Origin of the sequence: uncultured Planococcus sp., assembly GCF_947501725.1 — a bacterium.
Taxonomy (GTDB): domain Bacteria; phylum Bacillota; class Bacilli; order Bacillales_A; family Planococcaceae; genus Planococcus; species Planococcus donghaensis_C.
The window spans coordinates 230,773-253,995 of record NZ_CANMXD010000002.1 but is presented as its reverse complement, the minus strand read 5'-3'; the positions used below and the strand labels follow the sequence as shown (position 1 = coordinate 253,995).

Annotated in this window: 20 protein-coding genes; 7 read left to right on the top strand and 13 right to left on the bottom strand. The window is 44.6% G+C overall.

What is annotated here, in order from left to right; translation table 11 throughout:
* The first annotated feature begins 361 nt into the window (after positions 1-361).
* Positions 362-1,528, top strand: a complete 1,167-nt coding sequence (locus tag Q0785_RS03505; protein WP_298825521.1) for an AI-2E family transporter — start codon at positions 362-364, stop codon at positions 1,526-1,528.
* Between the two features lie 27 nt (positions 1,529-1,555).
* On the opposite strand, the gene Q0785_RS03500 is transcribed toward Q0785_RS03505, so the two are convergent.
* The 3 genes from Q0785_RS03500 to crtI all read right to left on the bottom strand — a co-directional run bounded on the left by Q0785_RS03500 (position 1,556) and on the right by crtI (position 5,906).
* Complete coding sequence (locus tag Q0785_RS03500; RefSeq protein ID WP_298825518.1) at positions 1,556-2,611, bottom strand: threonine aldolase family protein; 1,056 nt, start codon at positions 2,609-2,611, stop codon at positions 1,556-1,558.
* Positions 2,608-3,822 carry a dicarboxylate/amino acid:cation symporter gene (locus Q0785_RS03495; protein WP_298825515.1) on the bottom strand — a complete coding sequence of 405 codons (1,215 nt, stop codon included), beginning with the start codon at positions 3,820-3,822 and terminating at the stop codon, positions 2,608-2,610. The genes Q0785_RS03500 and Q0785_RS03495 overlap by 4 nt, the downstream gene beginning before the upstream one ends.
* Before the next feature lie 578 nt (positions 3,823-4,400).
* Positions 4,401-5,906 (bottom strand): phytoene desaturase family protein, encoded by a 1,506-nt coding sequence (gene crtI, locus Q0785_RS03490; protein ID WP_298825512.1) that lies wholly within the window; start codon positions 5,904-5,906, stop codon positions 4,401-4,403.
* 349 nt (positions 5,907-6,255) lie between these two features.
* Here crtI and Q0785_RS03485 point away from each other — a divergent pair, with 349 nt between their 5' ends.
* Positions 6,256-6,765 (top strand): glycine/sarcosine/betaine reductase selenoprotein B family protein, encoded by a 510-nt coding sequence (locus Q0785_RS03485; protein WP_298825509.1) that lies wholly within the window; start codon positions 6,256-6,258, stop codon positions 6,763-6,765.
* 15 nt (positions 6,766-6,780) lie between these two features.
* A complete protein-coding gene (locus tag Q0785_RS03480; RefSeq protein WP_298825506.1) occupies positions 6,781-7,020 on the top strand; it encodes a hypothetical protein in 240 nt (79 codons plus the stop codon).
* 188 nt (positions 7,021-7,208) lie between these two features.
* Here the strand turns inward: Q0785_RS03480 and Q0785_RS03475 are convergent, their stop codons facing one another.
* Positions 7,209-8,741, bottom strand: a complete 1,533-nt coding sequence (locus Q0785_RS03475; RefSeq protein ID WP_298825503.1) for a BCCT family transporter — start codon at positions 8,739-8,741, stop codon at positions 7,209-7,211.
* Between the two features lie 593 nt (positions 8,742-9,334).
* Here Q0785_RS03475 and Q0785_RS03470 point away from each other — a divergent pair.
* Entirely contained in the window at positions 9,335-10,639 is a 1,305-nt protein-coding gene (locus Q0785_RS03470) for an acetamidase/formamidase family protein (RefSeq protein WP_298825500.1), read from the top strand.
* 134 nt (positions 10,640-10,773) lie between these two features.
* On the opposite strand, the gene Q0785_RS03465 is transcribed toward Q0785_RS03470, so the two are convergent.
* Positions 10,774-11,913 (bottom strand): M14 family zinc carboxypeptidase, encoded by a 1,140-nt coding sequence (locus Q0785_RS03465; protein ID WP_298826131.1) that lies wholly within the window; start codon positions 11,911-11,913, stop codon positions 10,774-10,776.
* A 625-nt stretch (positions 11,914-12,538) separates the two neighbouring features.
* On the opposite strand from Q0785_RS03465, the gene arr reads away from it, so the two are divergent.
* Complete coding sequence (gene arr / locus Q0785_RS03460; RefSeq protein WP_298825496.1) at positions 12,539-12,955, top strand: NAD(+)--rifampin ADP-ribosyltransferase; 417 nt, start codon at positions 12,539-12,541, stop codon at positions 12,953-12,955.
* A gap of 104 nt (positions 12,956-13,059) precedes the next feature.
* Here the strand turns inward: arr and Q0785_RS03455 are convergent, their stop codons facing one another.
* The 4 genes from Q0785_RS03455 to Q0785_RS03440 form a co-directional block, all read right to left on the bottom strand.
* Positions 13,060-13,527 carry a hypothetical protein gene (locus Q0785_RS03455; RefSeq protein WP_298825494.1) on the bottom strand — a complete coding sequence of 156 codons (468 nt, stop codon included), beginning with the start codon at positions 13,525-13,527 and terminating at the stop codon, positions 13,060-13,062.
* Between the two features lie 264 nt (positions 13,528-13,791).
* The gene (locus Q0785_RS03450) at positions 13,792-14,970 is read right to left on the bottom strand and encodes a Zn-dependent hydrolase (protein ID WP_298825492.1); all 1,179 of its coding nucleotides are present in this window, start codon (positions 14,968-14,970) and stop codon (positions 13,792-13,794) included.
* Between the two features lie 18 nt (positions 14,971-14,988).
* Entirely contained in the window at positions 14,989-16,341 is a 1,353-nt protein-coding gene (locus Q0785_RS03445; RefSeq protein WP_298825490.1) for an amidohydrolase family protein, read from the bottom strand.
* Position 16,342: 1 nt separating this feature from the next.
* Positions 16,343-17,755 carry a sodium:solute symporter family protein gene (locus Q0785_RS03440; RefSeq protein WP_298825488.1) on the bottom strand — a complete coding sequence of 471 codons (1,413 nt, stop codon included), beginning with the start codon at positions 17,753-17,755 and terminating at the stop codon, positions 16,343-16,345.
* A gap of 105 nt (positions 17,756-17,860) precedes the next feature.
* On the opposite strand from Q0785_RS03440, the gene Q0785_RS03435 reads away from it, so the two are divergent.
* Entirely contained in the window at positions 17,861-18,565 is a 705-nt protein-coding gene (locus tag Q0785_RS03435) for an IclR family transcriptional regulator (RefSeq protein ID WP_298825485.1), read from the top strand.
* 205 nt (positions 18,566-18,770) lie between these two features.
* Here the strand turns inward: Q0785_RS03435 and nadX are convergent, their stop codons facing one another.
* The 3 genes from nadX to Q0785_RS03420 all read right to left on the bottom strand — a co-directional run bounded on the left by nadX (position 18,771) and on the right by Q0785_RS03420 (position 21,106).
* Positions 18,771-19,550, bottom strand: coding sequence for an aspartate dehydrogenase (gene nadX, locus Q0785_RS03430; RefSeq protein WP_298825482.1), 780 nt, complete (start codon positions 19,548-19,550; stop codon positions 18,771-18,773).
* Between the two features lie 145 nt (positions 19,551-19,695).
* Positions 19,696-20,430 carry a glucose 1-dehydrogenase gene (locus tag Q0785_RS03425; protein ID WP_298826130.1) on the bottom strand — a complete coding sequence of 245 codons (735 nt, stop codon included), beginning with the start codon at positions 20,428-20,430 and terminating at the stop codon, positions 19,696-19,698.
* A gap of 127 nt (positions 20,431-20,557) precedes the next feature.
* On the bottom strand, positions 20,558-21,106 hold the full coding sequence (locus Q0785_RS03420; protein WP_298825479.1) for a hypothetical protein: 549 nt from the start codon (positions 21,104-21,106) through the stop codon (positions 20,558-20,560).
* A 282-nt stretch (positions 21,107-21,388) separates the two neighbouring features.
* On the opposite strand from Q0785_RS03420, the gene Q0785_RS03415 reads away from it, so the two are divergent.
* Positions 21,389-22,264 carry a YitT family protein gene (locus Q0785_RS03415; RefSeq protein ID WP_298825476.1) on the top strand — a complete coding sequence of 292 codons (876 nt, stop codon included), beginning with the start codon at positions 21,389-21,391 and terminating at the stop codon, positions 22,262-22,264.
* Between the two features lie 74 nt (positions 22,265-22,338).
* Here the strand turns inward: Q0785_RS03415 and Q0785_RS03410 are convergent, their stop codons facing one another.
* Positions 22,339-23,148: a tryptophan-rich sensory protein gene (locus Q0785_RS03410; protein ID WP_298825473.1), complete on the bottom strand. Its 810-nt coding sequence runs from the start codon at positions 23,146-23,148 to the stop codon at positions 22,339-22,341.
* Between the last annotated feature and the right edge of the window lie 75 nt (positions 23,149-23,223).

Below are 23,223 nucleotides of genomic sequence, written 5' to 3'. Positions count from 1 at the left end.
TGTAAGCGTTATCAGTATTGTAGCAATACTCTAATACTTAGTGCAACGATTAAACTAAGTTTTCTTTAAATTTTTATTATTTCGGAATAAAAGTTTTTAAATTTTTCGTTAGCTTATTCAATTTTGCAGCTTTTTATGTCAGCGATGTAATATCCCCTCTAGATTATGAAACTCCCTATTTCCGTTTGTGATTCACCAGTAAATTCACCAACTATGGGTTCCACGTTTCTTCTGATAATCCGACTTAATTATTGATGATAATCCCAGAAGCCCATCCGTGTTTAATGCGGATGCTTACAGGTAATAGGGAAACAAAGGCTGTTTATGCAAAACAGGGCAGCCGGAAGTCGGGGGGCTTCGCATGCCGAAAACAAAATGGTTTTTATTCCTGTACAGCGTTGTTCTCATTCTGATCATTCTGTATCTGGCTGCCCGTATGCCATTTCTTCTTTATCCGTTCCGTGTCATTTTTTCAACTATCGCTCCAACTGTCATCGTCGGAGGCATCCTGTACTATATTTTCCGTCCTCTCATCAGTTTGCTGGAAAAACGGATGGGTCGTGTAACGGCGATCCTGTCGATTTTCTTTATCTTCACCCTTATCATCTTCCTTCTCGGCAGTTGGCTTGGTCCTATATTGTTGAGTCAGATCATGACATTGGTCGACAATTTCCCCTTTATTATCGGACGCGTCCAGAGCTGGATCAATCGGGCGCTGCAAAGCGACTGGTGGCAATACATTGAAGAACAAAGCGTCATGCCGGCGCTTCAGCCATCCACACTGACCGATAATTTCTCTGCCACCTTTTCCGGTCTTGGGGCTGGAATCCTTAGCTTTCTCGCCAGCTTTATCAGCATATTAGCCAAATTGGTCATCGTCCCGTTCGTGCTATTTTTCCTGCTGAAAGACGGGGAGCGCCTGCCAGACCGTTTCCTCAAAATCCTTCCTCAGGATTCACGTGACGAAGGACGGAGAATCCTACAGGATATGGATGAAAACTTGAGTGCCTATATCCAGGGGCAGGCGATCGTCAGCTTATTCGTCGGTGTACTCAGTTTGATCGCCTATATGCTGCTCGGCTTGGAATATGCCGTCATTCTTGCACTCGTCTCCATGTTCACTAACCTGATTCCGTTTCTCGGACCATTCATCGGTGCTGTACCGGTATTGATCGTAGCTTTTTTCCAGGAGCCACTGCTGGCGTTCTGGACCGCAGTTGCCATCTTGGTCATTCAGCAATTGGAGAGCAACCTCATATCACCGAATGTCTTGGACCATAAACTTGAAGTGCATCCAGTAACCATCATTTCCCTTCTCTATATTTGGGGGAAGTTTTGCCGGAATCATCGGCATGATCCTCGTCATTCCTGTCTATGCGGTCGGCAAAGCCATCGTACAGAATCTATACCGCCTCATCCGGTTGAAGTACCCTGCGCTTCGTTGAAGAGCCGGACTGCTAGGTCTATGGATTGTGCTGATTTATATGTACTTGTTCAACACAAAAAGGCCCTCTTCAAAATCGGTTGATTTCGAAGAGGGTCTTAATTTTAAGGTTCACAGGGATACAATTTTATTCTCCATGATATTTCGTATACTTTCAAAGATATATTCAAGGTCTTCATTCGAAATCATATAATGAACAATCATCCGTACTTTTTTTCTTCCAATCTTCTTTACTTTAATTTTCTGCTTTTGTAAAAGCTCAATAAACTCATCCGCAACCATGTCTTCTTTCAAAATATCTATAGCGACAATATTTGTTTGGACATTATTTAGGTTTATATTCACTCCGTCTATTGCCAAAAGTTTTTTAGCAAGATAATAAGCTTTTTGGTTATCCTCTGTTAACCGTGAAATCATATGATCCAAAGCATAGATACCAGGAGCTGCTATTATGCCTGCTTGTCTCATTCCGCCCCCAAGTCGTTGTCTATTCATTTTGGCTTTGCCAATAAAATCTTTTGAACCTGCAAGAATAGACCCTAGAGGACAACCTAATCCTTTAGTTAGACAAAATTGTACTGCATCTACATGTTTACATAATTCTTTGGGTTCTACTTCTAAAGCCACGGCAGCATTAAAAATCCTTGCCCCGTCCAGGTAAACAGGCAGTCCATTTCGAACAGCAACATCTTTTATTTCTTTCATATTTTCAATTGAAACAATCTGTCCTGCGTTTAGATTATAAGTGTTTTCGATAGAAATTAATGCTGTTTTTGCTCGTTGGATATCGCCAGCAGAAATCGAGGATTCAATTTCTTCGGGGTCAAAATAGCCATTTCTTACAGACATTGGCCTTGCTTGTACTTGTGCAACCGCAGCCAACGCTGCTCCTTCTAAATTAAAAATATGAGATTCACTTCCAACAATAACTTCTTCACCACGTTGCGCAAAATTCATAATAGCGATTTGATTTGCCATTGTTCCTGAAATCACGAGGAGTGCATCTTCCATACCAAGCAAGTCTGCTGCTTTCTTCTGTAAATGATTTACAGTAGCATCCTCTCCCATAATATCGTCACCAAGAGTTGCACTAGAAATGGCTTCCATCATTTCAACTTTCGGCAATGTTACTGTATCACTCCTCAAATCCAAAAATCCATTTATCATGATCTTACTTCCTCCAAATTATTAACGACATCAGTTTCATCAGCTATCTCTATCTGTTCTTCATCTTTGCCAAAGAAGCGATTCACAATCATTGCAATAGCTCCGTCTCCTGCAATATTGGTTGCAGTCCCAAAACTGTCTTGAATCATAAACAAAGCAAGCATAAGTCCAATAGCTGCTTCATTAAATCCAAGCGTAGACTGTAAAATCCCGATAGCAGCTAAAGCAGAGCCTCCTGGTACTCCAACTGCACCAACTTCGATTACACCTAATATAAGAATAAACGATATAATTAGCCCGATTGCCGGAAGGCTTCCTTGTGTTAATAAAGAAACTGTAATTGCACTAATGGTTAATGTCATGGCTGCTCCAGAAAGATGAACATTCGCACAAAGTGGCATCACAAAGTCCGCAATTCTCTTATTGATAAATGGAACCGTTCTTGCTTGTTTAAGAGAAATAGGCATAGTAACAGCGCTGGACATAGTTCCCATAGCAGTGAAATACGCTGGAAGCATTGCCTTAAACATAGTTAATGGATTTTGTTTCGAAATGACTCCTGCTGCTGTATATTCTATAACTAGCCAAATTACTTGCATGATTAGAATTAAAACTAGCATTTTTCCGAATACTGCCATTGTGCCAAAAAGCTCGCCTTTTGCCGCCAAACCTGCAAATATACATGCAATAAAAATCGGAATAACTGGAACAATGAATCCTCTAATGACACGTTCCACTAAGTTTCTAAACTCTATTACACCTGCAGAAAGAACTTTCGCTTCTCCCCATGAAGAAGCCATTCCAACTACAATTGCTAGTACAAGTGCTGAAATGATTCCCATAATTGGTGGAATATCTAATACAACAAACGGTGCACCGATTTCAACAGCTTCTACGGCTTGGTAAGTATTTAAAGCAAAACTAGGTATAATTAGATAGGCTGCCACCGCTCCTAATGCACAAGCAATAACTGTATCTAAATAAGAAATTCCAATTGTAAAGCTTAATAGTCTCCCCGCTTTAGAAGAAAATTCTGCAATACTTGCCGCTACAAATGCAAAAATAATTAATGGGATAAAGAATTTTATCAAGTTGCCTAATAACATATTTCCAGTCTCGGTAATACGTATCATCCAATCTGGACCGAACAAACCAATTAAAATACCGATACCGAGCCCAAGCATTAGTTTAGGAATTAGACCGAATTTCATTTTTCTTCCCCCAATCTATTATTTTAATTAAGTATCATATTTTTTGTGTACTGCTGATTAATCTTTCACACCTCCTTTTATGAATTTTTGAATGTATAAATTAGCTTTTCACCTCCACACCGTTAAAAAAGATGTAATAATTATATCACCAAAAAAATTAATTATATTGAAAATTTTAAATATTTTAACTGAAAACCCACTTTACTAACCCTTCTATTTACATACTTGATAACAACCATGTCCCTCCCATATGGCGAGAATAGGTTTGCTGGAATTGGCAGCACATTCTATTGCCGTGTCCAGTTACGCTGTCGGCAAAAATATGTTGTACAGTTGAAGTTCTATGTGCATCTTTAAAAATTACATATTTTTCTAGCTTCGAATTCGATATGAAACTACTATTTATGTTTTCTTATTCTGTTATTAAATAGAAAAACGCTACCTTTGAAATCGGTTGATTTCAAAGGTAGCGTTTTTTTATTTCAACTTTAGATACTAAATTAAAGGCTGACTAGATATAATTCCTTTGCAAAAAAAGCAGCACTATGAGTTGCGTATTAGGGAAGAACTGTACCGTCTTACTTCTTCTTTGCCTGATCGCGTTTCACGATCTTATCGCTCACCTGCTGGCCACTAAGTGTCACCATCGGCATGCCGCCGCCAGGATTGACGGTGCCCCCGACAAAATAAAGATTGTCGTAGAGTTCGCTTTGTTTTTTATGTTTGAAGCCGCCGTTCCTCTTTTTATCGGAAACGGTTCCGTAGATGGCTCCACGATCCGAGCCATAAGTGCGTTCAATATCGTGCGGTGTCCAGACATCCCGTGTCACGATATTTTCGCGCAATCCATGCAAGCCCATGCGTTCCAGCTTGTCGAGCACGACTTCTTCAAACTCCCGGTATTCTTCGGGTGTAAACGGCTTGTCCTGTATATAAGGAATATGCGGCAATATCTTGATATTTTCATGCCCAGGCGGTGCCTGCGTCGGATCGGTTTTATTGACATTGACCAGATAAATCGTCGGATCGTCCGGCAGCTCGTGCTTTTCAAACACTTTGTCCATCTGTTCATGCAAGTTCTCCGAAAAGAAGAAGTTATGGTGATTCAGCAAGGGATAGGTTTTCTTGACGCCCAGATGGAGGACGAGACCAGAACTTGAAGGCTCATATTTCTCCACGAGTTTCGTGACAAACTTCTCATCCGCTTCCACCATTTTCTTGTAGAACGGGATAACTTCCATATTCGATACATAATAGTCGGCGTTCTTGAACGATCCATCTTCCAGTTCAATGCCCGCGATCTGCTTGTCCTGATTGGTATGCGCCCGCACCACGCCCATACCTGTATGGATTTGAACACCTTCTTCTCGCGCCAGCTTCTCCAAGCCTTCCGCCAATTTATGCGTCCCGCCCTGCACGTACCAACAGCCTTGCGCATGCTGCATGTAGATCATCATATTGAGGACTGCAGGTGCGCTGTAAGGAGAAGAACCGACGTATTTGACGTAATAAGACAGCATATCCCGCAGATGCGGATTGCTGATGCGTTTTGAGATCGCACTGTACATCGTCGAAGTCAAATCGAATCCAATCAAGGTCGCAAGGATCCCGTTTTGCGCAACTGCTTCTTTCGGCGACTCAAAACCTTCTTTCAAATAGCTTCGTTCAGTCGTCTTGTAAATCCGCTGCGCATATTTCAATAAGGCATGATACTCTTTCATATCCCCGTGGGACAACGCAGGGTTCGCCCGCTCCATCAAATGAAGGTCATGGTACAGATCCAACACCGTACCGTCTGGAAAGAACGAACGCCATTCCAGATCGAGCCGCTTAAGCGAAATGTAATCCGCCATCCGCTTGCCGCTTCCCTGGAACAATTTATCGAAAATATGCGGCATCGTTAAAATCGACGGGCCCAAGTCAAAACCGAACCCATCCTGCTCGAGGCGATTCACTTTCCCGCCGATATGGCCATTCTTTTCATATAAAGAAACAGCGTACCCTTTTTGCGCAAGGGAAATAGCCGCGGATAACCCACCGAGTCCTCCCCCGATCACGATTACGGATTTTTTAGGATTCACCATGCATGTACCGCCTTTCTTCTCCAAAGTAATTTTTCATCATGTATTCAAAAAGTACCAAAAAATCTGCATACCATTTATAATTCCCTGGTCAACCGCTTTAAAAACTTTTTTTATATAGTTTTTGTATAATTTTTATACATACTTTATTATAGAAGCAGAATTGTCTGAATGTCCACATTGAAAGACTTGATTAGACGATGCTACTAGTACTTTTTAAAATAAAAACCACCATTCCGGCAATCAGCATACATTTCAATAAGTAAGCCTAAAGAAAAATTCCATACAGGAATTTTCAATCTGCCAGCGAATACTATCCAGTAGACTAATCGAACTGGAGGAATGGCGGATCATGAAAATGAAGACAAAGCTGAAATCGAAACTGTCGCGGACGTTTTCCAGCAATTTCACGAATGCCTACCAGAAATTCACCATGAGCCATATGCAAGAAAACAAAAATTTGCCCGAGGCCATTTTGCAAAATCCCTTGTCCAAATGTAAAGTAGCCCTGGTTTCGACAGCCGGTGTTCACTTGAAATCGGACAAACCGTTTGATGTGGACAATCCTGCCGGAGATCCTTCGTTTCGGATAATCCCATCAGATATTACAGAACAGGAGCTGACAGTCACACATATCTATTTCGATACCAAGTTCGCCAAAACCGATCCGTCCATCGTCTTCCCGCTCCATCAGCTGAAAGAGGCAGCAGCAGACGGGAAGATTGGAAGGGTTTCCGAAATCAATGTCGGACTGAACGGCGGAATCCTCGACACGGCTATAGCGGAAAAAGACTTTATCCCGAAAGTCGTTGAACTCTTCGATAACGAAGGCATTGACGCAGCGCTCCTGGTGCCTGGCTGAGGATCCTGCCATAACGTGCTTGGGCTGTATGCCCGGGCTTTAGAAGCTTCACATATCCCAACAGCCATGATCACTTTGTTTCCGGAAATCACGGACAAAGTCGGCGCTCCGCGAACACTTCAGGTGCCTTTCAAAATGGGCCGTCCGTGCGGTGAACCGTTCGACTTTGAAACGAGGAAAAGAGTGCTGGACCAATTGATCGAACTGCTCACGCTTCCATCCGGTACAAGGGCAATCTATCAGGACAAGTCATAAGGAAAAGAGGACGGGGCTTAAGTTGACGCTCTCCACAAAAAAGGCGGCACCAACAACTCACTGAGTCGCTGGCACCGCCTTTTCTATTTATTACTGAAGAATTAATGGCCGAAAAGAGACAACAGACAAGCCGTTTAACTCGAACACTTGCCTGTTGGGAGATCAAGTATTTCAATCCCTCCTCTCCCTTATCGAACTCTTACTTCTTTTTTGGTTTCTTTCTTTTTAATCAGGCCCATTCCCATTTCTCTCGCTTCCAGGTTGACCGCTTTGATCAAACTGAAAGTCATCAAAACAATAACCATGGAAAACGGAAATGCCACGATAATCATAGTATTCTGCAATGCCTGCAGACCACCTGAATAGAGAAGGACGAGCGCTGTAGTAGAAAGGAAAAAGCCCCAGATCATTTTAATCCGAACGCTCGGGAAAAGTGAACCATTCGATGTCATCATTCCAAGAACATACGTACCTGAATCAGCAGATGTAACGAAGAAAGTGACGATGATCATAATAGTCAAAATCGACAAAGCCAGACTGAATGGATACTGCTCCAGCAATCCGAAGAGTGAAGCTTCTGTCGGTAATGAGGAAAGTGCCACAGCACCTGTGTTTTCTCCTGAAATCGCCGCAGTCCCGAATGTCGAGAACCAAATGAATCCGATAAGCGAAGGAATCAACAAGACGTAAACGACAAATTCCCGGATGGTTCTGCCTCTTGAAACCCGGGCAATGAAAATGCCGACAAACGGCGACCAGGCAATCCACCAAGACCAGTAAAAGATGGTCCAGCCATTGATCCACTCGCGGCCTTCCTCATTAAATGGAGCCAAGCGAAAACTCATATTGACGAATGTCTGGACATAAGCGCCAAGAGTGTCCGTGAACAAATTCATGATCAACAAAGTGGGTCCGAAGATCAGTACACAAATGAACAGGACAGCCGTCAATCCCATATTGGCGTTGCTTAAAATCTTGATCCCTTTGCTTAGGCCGGTTGATGCTGAAACTAAAAACAAAACCGTCAGCACAAGAACGATGACAAGCTGCATCAAGAAACTTGCTGGAACGCCGAACAGGTAGGTCAAGCCGCCGTTGATTTGGGCCGTACCGAATCCAAGTGTAGTCGCTACTCCAATAACAGTTGAAACAACCGCTATGACATCGATCGCTTTTCCGATGAATCCGTCAACGCGGTCGCCCAATAGCGGACGCAATGTCTTGCTGATTAATCCGAGCTCCCCTTTTCTGAACGTAAAGTAAGCGACGGTCAGTCCGACAATCCCATAAATGGCCCATGCGTGGATACCCCAATGGAAAAACGTGTAACGCATGGCGTCTTTTGCTGCTTCTTCGGTTCCGGTGATGCCAGTTGGTGAACTGATTGCAAAGTGACTGAGTGGTTCAGCTGTTCCGTAAAAAATCAATCCAATGCCGACACCGGCACTGAAAATCATCGCAACCCAAGTTGGGCGTGAAAACTCAGGCTTTTCATCCTGTTTTCCCAGTCTGATCTTGCCAACTGGACTGAATAAGAAATACGCACAAACTGCTACAAAAAACGTAACAACCAATAAATAATACCAGCCAAAATGCGTGGTGATGAACGCCTGCATATTGCCGGTCATTTTTTCCAGCGTATCTGGCATGGTGATGCCGAACAAGACAAGCACCAACATGATAGCCACTGAACTAAAAAATACTCCTGAAACTTTTTTCATCTTAATGTATAGCTCCCGTCTAAAATTATTTGCGGCGGGTTTACTTCTATTGGACAACATATATGTATCATGCAAAACCAATACAACTTATTTTTTATGAAGCAATCGCATTTAACCCATTAAACTGTTCAGGTCTGCTAACTGACCTGTACCGTTTTCCACTTAACTAGTTGTGTTAAAACCTTGTCGAACCAGCCTATTCCTAAGCTTTGTCATTCTGGGAACGAGCGGTATTTTGTCAGCCAAAACCGTCCTTTTCCGCTTCCGTGTCACTTTTTTTACTGAGTCAACAATCAATTATACACGATTTTCATCAAAATTTCAGCTGAAATAGAAAAATGCATCTTCATGCACCGAATGGTTCTGACAAAAAAAGAAGGTTAAACCCTTTGTACCTTTGGGTTTTCGTTCCTTACTCACCGAACCAAATAAATCATTATAAAAAATTATTATTTCCGGATATTTTGAAAAGTTGTGATCACAGAACTTCCCTCATACCGATTCATCCACCTGGAGCTAAAAACTATTAAAGATGTTTTCAACGGACTATAATTCAAGTAGTCAGACAATTACAGAAAATGAGGAGGATATTTGTGGACAAAACAGCGGTTGAGACATTATTCGTAAATCATTTTGTAGATGGCATTTTAGATCCCGGAAAAGAAATGCTGGGACCCGTGAAAGACGGCGGAACGATTATCGCCAATACGGCTCCGGGTTGCTGGGGACCCATGATCACCCCAAGCATCAAAGGCGGCCATGAAGTGACGAAACCGGTTTATGTGGAAGGGGCGGAACCCGGAGATGCGATCGCCATCCGGATCCAATCCGTTACGGTGACTTCACAGGCCACCGCTTCCGGCAACGATAAAATGATTGAAGACCGCGCAGACGGTGACGGCTACGTAGCAGCCAAATGTCCCGAATGCGGTACAAAGAATCCCGAAACTGTCATCAAAGGCATCGGCATGGAAGCCATACGCTGTGCGAATTGCGGAGCGGACGCTACTCCGTTTGTCTTCACCAACGGCTATACCATCTTCTTTGGAGAAAAAGGCGATGTCGGCTTGACCTTGCCGCAGGAATCTGCCGAAACCATCGCTCGTGACGGACGTACATTTATGAAAACACCAGAAGCTTCTGTACAGAATCCTGTGGTCACATTTGCGCCGCACGACCTGGTCGGCACAATGGCCCGCATGCGTCCGTTCCTCGGCCAATTGGGGACGACGCCATCACGTCCGACACCGGATTCCCATAATGCCGGTGACTTTGGTTCGTTCCTGGTCGGTGCCCCCCATGATTTCAAGAGCACGCAGGAAGAATTGGAGACCCACCGGACAGACGGACATCTGGACGTCAACCGGGTGCGTGCCGGTGCTGTGTTGATTTGTCCGGTGAAAGTTGCCGGGGGCGGCGTTTACCTCGGCGACATGCACGCCATGCAAGGCGACGGGGAAATCGCCGGACACACAGCCGACGTTTCCGGCATCGCCCATCTTCAGGTCCATGTTTTGAAAGGCTTGAATATCCAAGGGCCGATCCTGTTGCCGAATGTGGATGACCTGCCTTATACAGCGAAACCTTTCACTGCGGAAGAAAAACAATCCGCACAGCAAATCGCCGACGCCTGGAACGTCCCGAAAATCGAGAATTCCTACCCCGTGTCGTTTATCGGCTCCGGACCGAATTTGAACGATGCCACAGAAAACGGTCTGGAACGCGCTGCAGATTTCTTCGGTGTGACCGTACCTGAAATCATGAACCGCTCGACCATCACCGGCGCCATTGAAATCGGCCGCCACCCAGGTGTCGTCACCGTGACTTTCCTGGCGCCTGAGCAGTATTTGAAGAAAACCGATTTGTTGGAGCTGGTAAAAACCCAATACGGAGAATGAAAACAACCGCCATTCCTGAACAGGAGTGGCGGTTGTCTGTGTATTTGGTTGTGCTGCTGCAGTCAACTTCCACCTAGAAGTGTGCCGATAGTGCTTGGATTTATTGGAGTGATGGATAACTGCAGCATACCCGATTAAAATGCTGGACGATAAGCCGTAAGCGGAATCTCTTCGTAAGCTTCCGGGTCCAACTGTTCAACGGAACCGTCTGCGACACCTTCAATAATTCCGGAAAGGCCGCGTTCAACCGATTTGACCAATTGTCCTTTTTCTTTTTGCCCCAGGCTCTGTGTCTGCCCTCTTACTTCAAACAAGACGGTGCCGCTGCCATTCAAAGCGTAGCTTCCGAGTGCTGTTCCGGGAAGGTCAAGCCCTTGCGAATAGAGGGAGATGTTGGTGAATTTCGACTCGCCGTAGGACTGAAGTTCGTTGTATGCCAACAAGTTCAATTGTCTCGAGAAATCGTAATCGTAGTTGTCGGCGTACTCGGCATACTTCGCGCCTTCAGGAGTGGATGGATCCGGGACAAATTGGGCCGACAGGGAAAGCGTTACAGGATCAGCTGTGCCATCGACATAGTAAAGGCCCTGGTGGTGCAAGTCGACGAAGACGTCCACATTGCCGAACTCTTCCTGCAGAGAGGTGTAGACGTCACGGGAAGTCTGCGCTTCCGGTGTGATGAACCATCCCGGTTGGTTTGAAGCTCCCGGGAAGTCCTGTGCTTGCGGCACATATTCAAGATCCGGATTGAAATCGCGGTTCACGTCAAACCCAGGATTGGCTCCGTAATCATAGTTTTGGCTGATGCCGCGGTCCAAGTAGTTCCATGAAGGCGTTGCGCCTGCCAATTGAGGGAAGCTTTCCAGCGTCTCACTCCATGTTAGGCTGTTGCGGCGCTTATCCGCTTCCGAAGCGTCCGGATTCATCATCGGCATGAAAACGACTGTCACTTCTTCACGGATAGCACGTGATTCCTTTGAATTATTGGATAAAGTTTTCAATAGGTTAAGAATCGCGACCGTTCCTGTTTTTTCGTTGCCATGGATTTCACTTTGGACAAGAAGCACCTTGTCTCCGGTACCGACCCGTGCAGTATAGATATCCAAGCCTTCATGAGACTGCCCGGCCACATCCAATTGAACCGTCCCTTTACTGATCGATGCAATTTGCTTCAGGCTTTTTTGCAGTTCCTGGTAATCGATAAATCCGGAAATGCCATTATCATGATGATGCTGCGCTGGTTTCGTTTCATTTTCCACCGCATATACCGGCATTGCCAATGCTGTACACAAACTTAATACCCCAACTGTACCCGCCCATTTTCTTTTCAAAAATCCCCACTCCTTCTGTTTTTATCATTTGCAGCTAATACGTTCTTTTGAGGGCCTTTCGAGCCTCCTTTTTTCAAGTCTTTTACTTTACTCAAAAACAGCTTAGCAATAAAATAAAAAATAGTAAATATATTTAGAATATTCAATTCTTTAGTAATAGGCGTTCTTAGTTTCATTAGAATTTCTTATACCAATAGACATATATCGACCTATATATTTCGACCCACTAAATACTTTATATAAATAAAACCATCTTCCTTTATTTTCAAATGCTTTCTCCCCCCTTCATCAATCAACAGTAAGATAAACTTCTCCCAAAATGAAAACAACCGCCATTCCTGAACAGGAGTGGCGGTTTGTGCTTGGTTTATTTACTTCTTAATTGTTCCGGACAATCCCACACAAGCTATGAAGAAAATATCTTTATGCAAAAGATGCCACCATGAGGTGGAGCATCCGTCTCTCTACTTCTATTATACCGCTACCAATACATTATTTACAGACTATTCTTGCTCTAATCTCTCCCCTATACTAGTAGAAAAAGCTACAGAACAGGAGGCAGATCCGTATGGATGAAAAAAAAGATATCTTAGACCGTGGCCCTTTCTTTCACGGAACGAAAGCGGAATTGCAGATTGGGGAGCTGTTGGAAGCGCAGCACGCATCCAATTACCAGGACAGGAAATCCAATTACATCTATTTCACGGCCACATTGGAGGCTGCTAAATGGGGAGCAGAATTGGCAGCTTCCACTTCCAAAGAAAGAATTTATCTTGTAGAGCCATTAGGTGATTTTGAAAATGATCCGAACTTGACCGACAAAAGATTTCCCGGAAACCCAACACGGTCCTACAGGTCTAAATCGCCTCTCAAAGTTATCGCCGAATTAGGTGCCTGGGAAAGACATTCCGAAGAAGAAATCAATCATATGCTCACATCTCTAAAGTCTTTGCGTGAACAAGGAAAGGCAATCATAATTGATTGATCTTTTTAGAAAGAACATATATGAAGCCAGCTGCCATTCCAAAAAGGTGTGGCGGCTGGCTTCTTTTAGTGGAAAGGCTTTTACAATAGTTGACCGTTCTCGGTCTACAGCGCTCGCTCTTTTCTTTTGAACAGAAGCTTGAAATCATGTTTCCATTCGATGCCTTCTTCTGACTGTTCCCACACACTTTCTATCACATTTCCGCTTTCACCAATTTCTCCGGTAAAACGCTGAAAGAAATCGAGTGGCGAAAAGTCAGCGACATCTCTCCACAGATTCCAAATGCCTCCCTCAAAACTCATCTGATACAAACGCGTTACGCCACGTGTGTCAAAATAATGCTGCACGTAATTGCCCGAAGCCGAATCCCAGTCATAGATGACCGTACTGCTCGGAAATTCTGCTTTATCTATATGTGTACGCTGAATGATATACATTTCATCCATCCATTCAAATTTTGTTTCACCGACAATCGGATTAGGCTGAAGATGCGGATGGGTCACTTCCACTGTCCACGTGCCGATGAAAAAGCCAAGCCGTTCCATCACCTCTGTGCGAGTTCCCGGTTTCATAAATGACACCCTTTCACTTTTTTTAAAAATCAGCAAAAGCACATTCTTTATATATATATATATGTTCTCTGCATGTGGCCTATTTCCTACAAAAAAGCTTATTTTTAATTTTAAATCAGTGTAGCTTTTCTAATTTTCGTTTCGATGATGTGAGTATTTTTAACGCCTGGGATTGCGAAGTGATAGCAGATACTTGAATTTCTTTTAACGAAAAAAACTGCTATTCCTTTTTGGAATGGCAGTTTTTTTATTCTGAAGATCTTCTTAGTCCAGTTCAGCCAACTTCAAAACACTCGCTAATAACACATTCGCACCAGTCTCGATGTCAGCTGGTTCAGCGAATTCTTTCGGATTGTGGCTGACACCATGCAGGCACGGAATGAAGATAAGCCCGGAATCCATGACAGAAGCCAGTGAATTGGCGTCGTGGTTGGCGCCGCTCATCATCACTCGGTATTCCAGTCCATTTTCTTTACAAACCCGCTTCACAGTCGCAACTATTTTTTCCGATAAATCGGACGGGTGCTTTTCGATATTCGGCTTGATGCTCACTCTGTGGTGAGTCGTTGCATAAGCCGTAAACCGGTCCGCTATTTCGCGCATGATGTTGATGTTCGTCCCTCTGACTTCAAGGGTGAAGTCCACTCGTCCCGGTACGACGTTCGCTAAATTCGGATGGACATACAGTTCACCGACAGTCCCGACATTCGGTTCATCAAACGACTTGACGATATGCTCAAATTCCAGCAGGATTTTCGCTGTGCTGATCAATGCGTCTTTTCGATCTCTCATCCCTGTGGTCCCGGCATGCGCAGCTTCTCCGTGGACCGTGACGTCCAGCCGCTTGATGCCGGCAATCGCATGGACAATTCCGATAGGCGCATCTTCAGCCTCCAAATTTCTCCCCTGCTCGATGTGGAGTTCCAAATAATCGCTGTAGCGTCCTGCCCCGTATGACTCTTCGATTTGCTGAACGCTGAAAGGCGTACTTTTCAACCGTTCTTTTAAATTATCATCAATCTGGATAGTTCCGCAAAACGCGCGGCTGCCGAATGTACCACCCAAAATATTCGATTCTTCACCGCGGAATGAAGCGGCCGTCACAGGTCTCGTTAATGGCGTGCCGTTTTCAGCAAGCGTAATCAACAGGTCCAATCCCGCGACGACACCAAGTGCCCCGTCGTATTTCCCGCCGTGTTTGACCGTATCAAGATGCGATCCGATCAGAATGCCGTTTTCACTTTCGGGACCCACAGTTCCGAATACATTGCCGATGGCATCGCGGTGCGTTCGAATCGAATGCTGCTGACATTTTTCGATGAACCAGTCCAATGCCGCTTGTTCCTGCTCCGTATAAGCCAGGCGTGTGATCCCTTCACCTTCTGAAGTGATTTGGTTCACTTCCTCCAGCATTGCCAGTAACCGTTGATTGTTCACTTCCACCTTGAATTACCTCCCCACTCATTCATTTGGTTTTACAAATCGGCCAGTGGCCTGCTCTTTTACACCCGTGCTGTGTGAATAAACCAATTGCCCCCTGACAAATGTAGCTTCAATACGATTGTCTACTTGCTGACCATGATACGGCGAAACATCAGAAACGGAAAGAAAACTGTTTTCATCCACTTTCCAGGGCTCACTATTTTTAATGATCGCAAAATCCGCGTCTTTCCCTGTTTCTATCGATCCTTTATTAATAAGGTTGAAGCGTTTAGCAGGAGCAAACGCCAGCAAGTCGGCAAAATGGCTGACAGTTACTTCTCTATTCCCTACTAAATGGTCAAACAATAACGGAATCATAATTTCCAGACCGGGAGTCCCTGACTTCGCTTTGAAGATATCTGCATCTCCAATCGATTTGTCCGCTTTTTGCCACGGCGCATGATCCGAAGTGATGAAGTCGATGCTGTCATCCAGTAATTGCGCTTCCAGTTCTCTCACTTCCTGTGGTTGTCTGAGAGGGGGATTGATTTTTGCTTTCGGACCCTGCTCCTTCAAATCCTCGGTCGTTAATAACAGGTAATTGTAGCAGGTTTCAGCTGTGACGTTCGTTCCTTGTTGCTTGAACCAATTGATATAATCAAGACTTTTCGCATGGCTGACGTGCACAATATGCAATTTCGCATCTGCCCAGGAAGCCATATCCAACAGCTTAATGACTGCAGTCGTTTCCGTTACCGGAGGCCTTGTTAGATTGTGGTAAATCGGCTCCAAGTGATTTTCTGCTTGCGCATCTTTAATATATCTCGTCAACAACTCATCGTTTTCAGCATGAAAAGCGATAACCAAATCTCGATTCCCCGTCTTCTTCATAGCCTCCAATATGTCCGCATCCGCTATTCTCGGGAACCGGTAGGGATCCGTTTCAAATGTCGAGAGCTTGAAACCTGCCACTCCAGCATCCGCCAATTCATCGATCACTTTTGCGCCGTCTTCTTTCGGGATGGTTCCCCATAAAGCGATATCCACGATAGCTTCCCTATTGATCGTTTCAATTTTCTTTTTCAGCACTTCAACACTTGCCACGGGTACCGGCAGATCATACGGCATATCCAGGAAAGTCGTAATGCCGCCCTTCGCTGCCGCGTAAGAAGCTCGTTTAATGCCTTCATTCGGATTACTGTAGCAATGGACATGCGCATCGATGAAACCAGGAAAGACAAAGTCTTTTCCATAATGATAGACATCCTGCCCTTCGAGAACCCCTGTAGTTTTGGATATTTCCACGATTTTTCCGTCATTCACTCCGATTTCGCCTAAAAAATTCAAGTCAGGCAAAACGATATTCCCAATGATCACTTTATCAAATTTCATTTCAACTCTCCTTCGCTTTTGTGGATGCTACCCCAGCAGCCAGGATAAAATAGGACACCGTTAAGCCGACTACTGACGCAATCAAGCCAAACAGGACATATAAATCTGAGCCAAGAGAATGAGCGATTGCAGAACCAGCCACCCCCATCACAATACTGGCAATTCCTGCACGGTAATCCAAGACTTCTTTATCTCTTAGGATAAATCCGCCTAGAATCGGGACGAGTAACGCTGACACCGAGTAGGCGAATGATGCGATAATCCAGCCGAGTGCCTGCGGATAAAAGTTCGCCAACGCCACAGCCAACGCCAAAACGCCAACCGATACAATGCGGGATATAGAAACCAATTTCTTTTCTTTAACATCGGGATTAACGTAATTCGTATAGATATCTTTTGTAATGGTCACAACAACTGATTGAACTGCACTGCTTAGCGTAGACATGATTGTCGCTACGATAAACACCGCAAACATAATCAAAAACCAGCTCGGTGTCTGCGTCAAAAACCACCCAGTTGCATTCTCCGGACTTCCCAGTGACGGATTAAGTGAACGGACAGTCAAACCGATTGTCGATGACCAGAATGTTGCTACTGCAAAAAGCACAGCAGTCACGCCAATGGAAATCGTCGCATTCCTTGAATTATTCGCAGAGAAGATGCGCTGGTACAGCTGCTGGTTGGTCAAGTTCCCCGGCATCACACCGAATACCCAAAACAGCACTGTTCCCATCCCTACACCTACAAGTCCGCTTGGGAAATCTGAAATTTCACTTGGTGTACTGGACATGATCGTCTGGAAACCACCACCCATATCCAAAGCCATGAAGAAAGCGATAACAGCTCCGACTGCCATAGCACAACCAAAGATAAAATCTGTCCATGCAACAGAAGTCATCCCTGCCGGCAGAACAAACGCTAAACTGATGACCGCAAAAATCGTTACCATAAGCGATGCATCGACTCCAGTGATTGTCGAAAATATCTTCCCAAAACCGACAAGCTGTGTAATCATCCAACCGAATGGAACAATTAAGGTACTCAGAATCGTTAAGACAGATAATACCGGATGGTTCCCGTAAATCTTTTTGATAATATCCGGCAGTGTCTCGAACTCACTGTTTCTCAGCCACTTTGCCATGAACAGAAATGGAATAAACCCAACCATCGTCAATAAACCATAAGTCAATGTCGACCAGCCGCTCGAATAAGCAGTACCGACAAGGCCCACAATCACCGCTCCACCCATCACCGTCGCAAACTGCGTACCGATTTGTACGTACAGAGGAAGTGATCTGCCCCCTACGTACCAGTTTTCTATCCCTTGCTTCTTACGTCCCAAAAAGTAAGAAAAAATAACGATAGCCAATAGAACAACCGCAATCGTCACAAACAAAATTACATTTGTATTCATAGAAAAACCCCTTTGTGTATTGATGTAGTACTTGGAATCCTATATTATGAAGAATATTAAGACAAATCAAATATCCCAAATAATAAGACATTAAGGAGTCGTTTTATGAACTTTACTATTTTACAACTATTCCATTCCTACGGTTCGCCGCTCCATATTGAGAAGATATTACAGGAAACGAACGTTCCAAGAAGCTCCCTTTACCGACAAATCAAAGCACTGACTCAAGCTGGATTGCTTGAAACAGCCGGGAAAGGTCTCTATGCGCCCGGCTGGCTAGTGGATGAGATTTCCCGCGTCAAGGAAAATTCCTTCGACTTCCTGGTTGAAAATGCCTTATCGATCATGCAGGAACTTAGTGATGATTTAGGTGAATCCATCAATTTGACTGCTGTCAAAGGCTCTAAGGTCATGGTTCTGGCTCACTTGGAGAGCAAGCATAATTTAAGATATTCCTATGAGGAAGGGCAAGTACTGGATATTTTCAAAGGGGCTTCATCGAAAATCCTGCTCGCCTATTTAACCGAAGAACACCGGCAATTTCTCCTCAATTCTTCTTTATCTCCAGAGGAGGGTGAGAAATTAGAGCAGGAACTTACAGAAATCAGAAACAAAGGATACTCCCTGACAAATTCCGAAGTGGACGAAAGTGCTATCGGCATCTCTGCTCCAATTCTTCGGGGAGGAAAATATATAATGGGCGGCCTGTCCATCGCCGGACCTGATTTCAGAATAAATGGAGATAAAATTGATACTTATATTCATCGTCTGAAAGAAGCCGCTGCCGATATTTCACTGATGATGGAATGATCGAATTATAAGTCCAAATAAAGAAAGACAAAAGAAAAAACGTCTCCTATAAAGCTAATGCCGTGGCTCTGCGGAAGACGTTTTGCAGGAATAACATTCAATCTGGTTAGTCATTTAGAGTGAACTTATAAATATAAAACTGGAACTTTCAACGCACTACCACTTTCACAGCGGGAAATTTATTATTCACAACTAAAAGCCGGTCTCAATTTCCGATTTTCAACGCTCCATCCTTATTCTGCAGGACAGCTAAAATACTCAATGCAGCCAGCAGGCTCGTCTTCGGATTGCTCCGCATCGGATGGTTTTCAACCTGCAGCTGCAGCTTGCCGAAATCCCCTTCCGCTTCGATGGTGTGGGTATTCTGTTCAATGGCCGGATCGACGATGATGCGCACCGAAGTTTCTTCGATGCCGATCCCTGCCAATGCGAGCGTCATCGCCACATTGACGTTCTTCGGGAATTGCTCGACGGCATCACGTGCAGAGCCTTCGAATATCACCTTTTCTTTGTCCGCATCCATTCCGAGCGACGCCGGTGATTTCCTTGTCGTAAGCTGGACCCGTTTCAATCCGCCGGCTGCTTTCGCCGATTGAAGGACGTCGAGTCCGCCGATCGCACCGGACGGCAGGTAGATTTGTGTCCCCGAAGACTCAGCCAAGGTTTTAAGTTCATTCAGGAAGCCGGCATCTTTAAAGACGCCTATGCTGCTGACGACGAGATCTTTTTTATGGGTGACGACGTCTTTCACATAGAGCTGGGCCGCTTCCACAGTCGTGGCTTCTACGACGATATCGAGCGGCAACTTCAAAAACGCTTGAAGATCCGTGTAGAAATCGGCGCTGAACTGCTCACTCAATTGGTGGCCCATTTCCTGGTTGCGTCCAAAAACCGCAAGTATTCTTCCATGAGCTTTCTGTTTGCCGTTCACCTGTTCCAATAAATACGTGGCGATATTCCCTGTCCCGATAATTCCGATGTTCATGATTGGCCTCCTTACGTAAGTGGGTGACAGCTTTCCACTCTATTCTGTTCTTTAGAACGATTCATACTTATCTATACCCTTAAATGGGAAAATGCCATCTTCAAAATCAGTGAAGACGGCATTTTCCTTATAAACCATTAGTATATCAACTGAATCCCGCAGTCAAACCCCCATCAATGACAAATTCAGCCCCGGTGACATAGGCCGATTCATCTGAAGCTAAGTAGACAAGCAAATCGCTCACTTCTTCCGGCTGGGCTGTGCGCTGCAACGGAATTGCTTTCGCCATCTTACTGACTCGGCTTTTTCTGACCATCGGCGTTTCAGTAATCCCCGGATGAACGGAATTGACACGGATTCCCTCTCCTCCAAACTCGATTGCGGCACTTTTCGTCATGCCTCTTACCGCGAATTTTGAAGCACTGTAAGCTATGGAGTCGGTATTTCCGCTTAGCCCGCTAATAGAAGAAATATTGATGATGGACCCACTCTCCGCTTTGCTCATTGAGGGATGCACGTACTTCATCCCCAGAAATACCGAGACCTGATTGACGTCAATGACTTTCCGGTACTGGGCTTCTGTCATTTTGCCGATGGTTTTGAGCAAAGCAATCCCCGCATTATTGACCAACACATTGACCGGCCCGAATACGGATTCTGTCTCCATGATCACCCTTTCCCATTCCGAAGCTTTTGTGACGTCATGCTCCATGAATTTGATGTCGTTTCTGAGATCTCTTGCCACCGCTTCGCCTTCTTCTGTCAGGATGTCCGTAATCACGACTTTCGCCCCTTCTTCCAAAAATCGTTTTGCATGCGCTGCTCCCATTCCTCTTGCGCCTCCTGTTATAATCGCCACTTTGCCGTTTAATCTGCCCACCATCAATCCCCTCCTCCTATTTCAGACAATGAATAATAATATATCAGCTCGCTGCTGCTCTGTTTAACCTTTAAAAAAAGACTGCAGCCCCACTCGATTGAACGAAAATGGTCTACAGTCTATTGTTTCAAAGAAGTGCCTCTTCTTTTTCGGTATGCAAAGCCATTTCAATGAAGAATTGAATCTGTTCATCGAATTGCTGCATATGCTGCTTTTCAACCCGGAAGTTGGTGGCGTATTTTATCTTATTGCGCTGCTCTTCAGGAAGCAGATTGTTGATCCACAGCTCTGATACTGTCGTTGGCTGCTTTGGTGTCAGAGAGGACAGTTCGGCCAATATTTTTTCACCTTGCCCGGTCCGGCCGCTGCATAAGGTGATAAAGGAATAATTCGTTAGTTTATCCTTTTCCATCTTGATGAACGTCCGCATCGGCGCGGCAATCTTTCCTGCCCAGATAGGTGCCAACAGAATAATCGGCCCGTAGCCACTTACATCAAACTCAAGCGGAGCCAGGCGCGAATTGCGTTTCGTCAAAACATCGAAAAGAATGGAAATGTCTTTGCGTTTCTTTTTCTCCTTGATTTCGTACATGTTACAGCCGATTCTATCACGGAGTTCGAGAGCCAATTTTTCGTTGTTTCCTGAATGGGAGTAATAGACGACCAACGGTTTCATGGTAGATCCCTCCTAAGAAATTGACGTTTGGAATTTTGGACTGGCCACGGACTGTTTAGCGTTACAAAAGGAGCAAGCATTTATTAAATTCAAGGTCATAATAGAACAATGTCAAATTATTGTCAATACGGCGAATTTGAAACCTTATGCCTCGAATATGGAGTAAAATCTCTCATGTTCAATCCTCTTAAAAATTTACTCTACTAAAATAGCAATAAAAGGATTATATTTAATAGTTAGAGTGAAAAATACCACCATGAAACGACAGAGAAGAGGAATAGAATGACTGCACCAAACACAAAACGAAAAGCCAATAAAGGTAAATTGATGTTGCGGGCACTGCCTATTATCATCGGTGCCTTTATCACCGCATACGGCCTTGAAGCGGTCCTGATTCCAAATAATGTATCAGACGGCGGGGTTACGGGCATCAGCATCGTCGGCTCCCAATTATTCGGCTTGCCGCTTGGCTTGCTGATCGCTGTCCTCAACATTCCATTCGTCTATTTAGGCTATAAGCAAATCGGCAGAAGCTTTGCCATCTACTCCATCATCGGTATCGCTTCCCTAGCTTACGCAACAACAATTATGCACCATATCCCGACCATCATTGAAGGCGATACCTTATTGGTCACCGTTATTGGGGGTATCATCATCGGTTTCGGCATGGGTCTTGCACTCCGCAACGGCGGTGCGCTCGATGGCATCGACATGCTGGCCGTTCTGCTTTCACGCAAACTGCCTTTCGGGACGAGTGATATGATTTTATTCCTTAACGTATTTGTCTTTATCATCGTTTCCTTCGTTTTCGGCCTGCAGGGCGCTTTCCTATCGGGAATTGCTTACTTCATCGCATCCAAAGTGATCCACTTGGTCGAAGAAGGATTCAGCGGCTCCAAAACCTACAAAATCATTTCGCGTGAGCCGGAGCTGCTCGTCCAGACCATCTACGACCGGCTCGGACGCAACGCCACCTACAATATCGTCAACGGTGCCTATACAAATGAACAATACAAAGAAATCACATGCATCATCAACCGGCTCGAAGACAGCAAAATGAAGGAAATCATCTTCGAAATTGACAGCAACGCGTTCGTCGCTGTCTACGATGTAGCCGAAGTAAGGGGCGGGAGTTTCAAGAAACGGGATATCCATTGATTGTCAGAAACAAAAAAACAGACACAAAACTCTTTAAAAGAGCTTTTGTGTCTGTTTTTACTTGGAGAACTTTCTTACTCCGAATGTTTCAGGAAAAGAGAATTTCCATTTTTGATAAATCTCCAGATCGCCGCAATCAGGAAGATCACGATACCGGCAATCAAGAATCCTTGGATGGCTGTCGCTAATTCCGGATTGACCCGACCGCTCGCATACGAACCGTAGATTCCGAAGAATGCCCATGCTAAAGGCAGCGGGTAGGCAGCATTCTTGTACTGCGTCAAGTAAATGAGGACAAATGCGATGGCGACCGCCAATATAATCAACGTCCAGACCGAATAGGAAATGCCGAAACCGTTCCACTCCAGCTGTACCAAAAGCAACGAGACGTTGACGACGGTTGCGATGGTCACCCATGCACAGTAGAGGGTGAAGCTGAGTCCTGCCAGCGTCGATGGAACTTCAAAGCGATGTGTATAGATTTTCCCGATGATGACGAGCAAGGAGAACAACATGCCTATTATTAAAATCGTGGAAATACCCAATCGCTCATAAGAGAATGCAACGATCCAGCCCATATTGCACAGCGAGAGAACGATAAACCATGGTGTGATCAACAAGACCAGCTTGCTGACTCTCGCATCTTTCCGTTTGATAAACAAATAGATCAGCGTAATCAGCAACAGACTATAAATGACACCCCAAATCGAAAACGTAAAAGGCGCCGGGGAAATCAGCGTCAAGTATTGGTCGGAGATGTCCCCTTGGCTCTGCCCATTGAAAAACCCGGAAGATCCGAGGTAATTGACACCGAGCGTCAAAAAGTATAGAACCAAATTCAAAATCGTGAACAGCTTTGTTTTCTTCAGTGTACTTTCGTCCACAATGACTCATCCTTTCATTAGTTATTTTTTCTATCGTTCCGCGAATACTGCTCTGCACGGTAAAATCCAGACAGC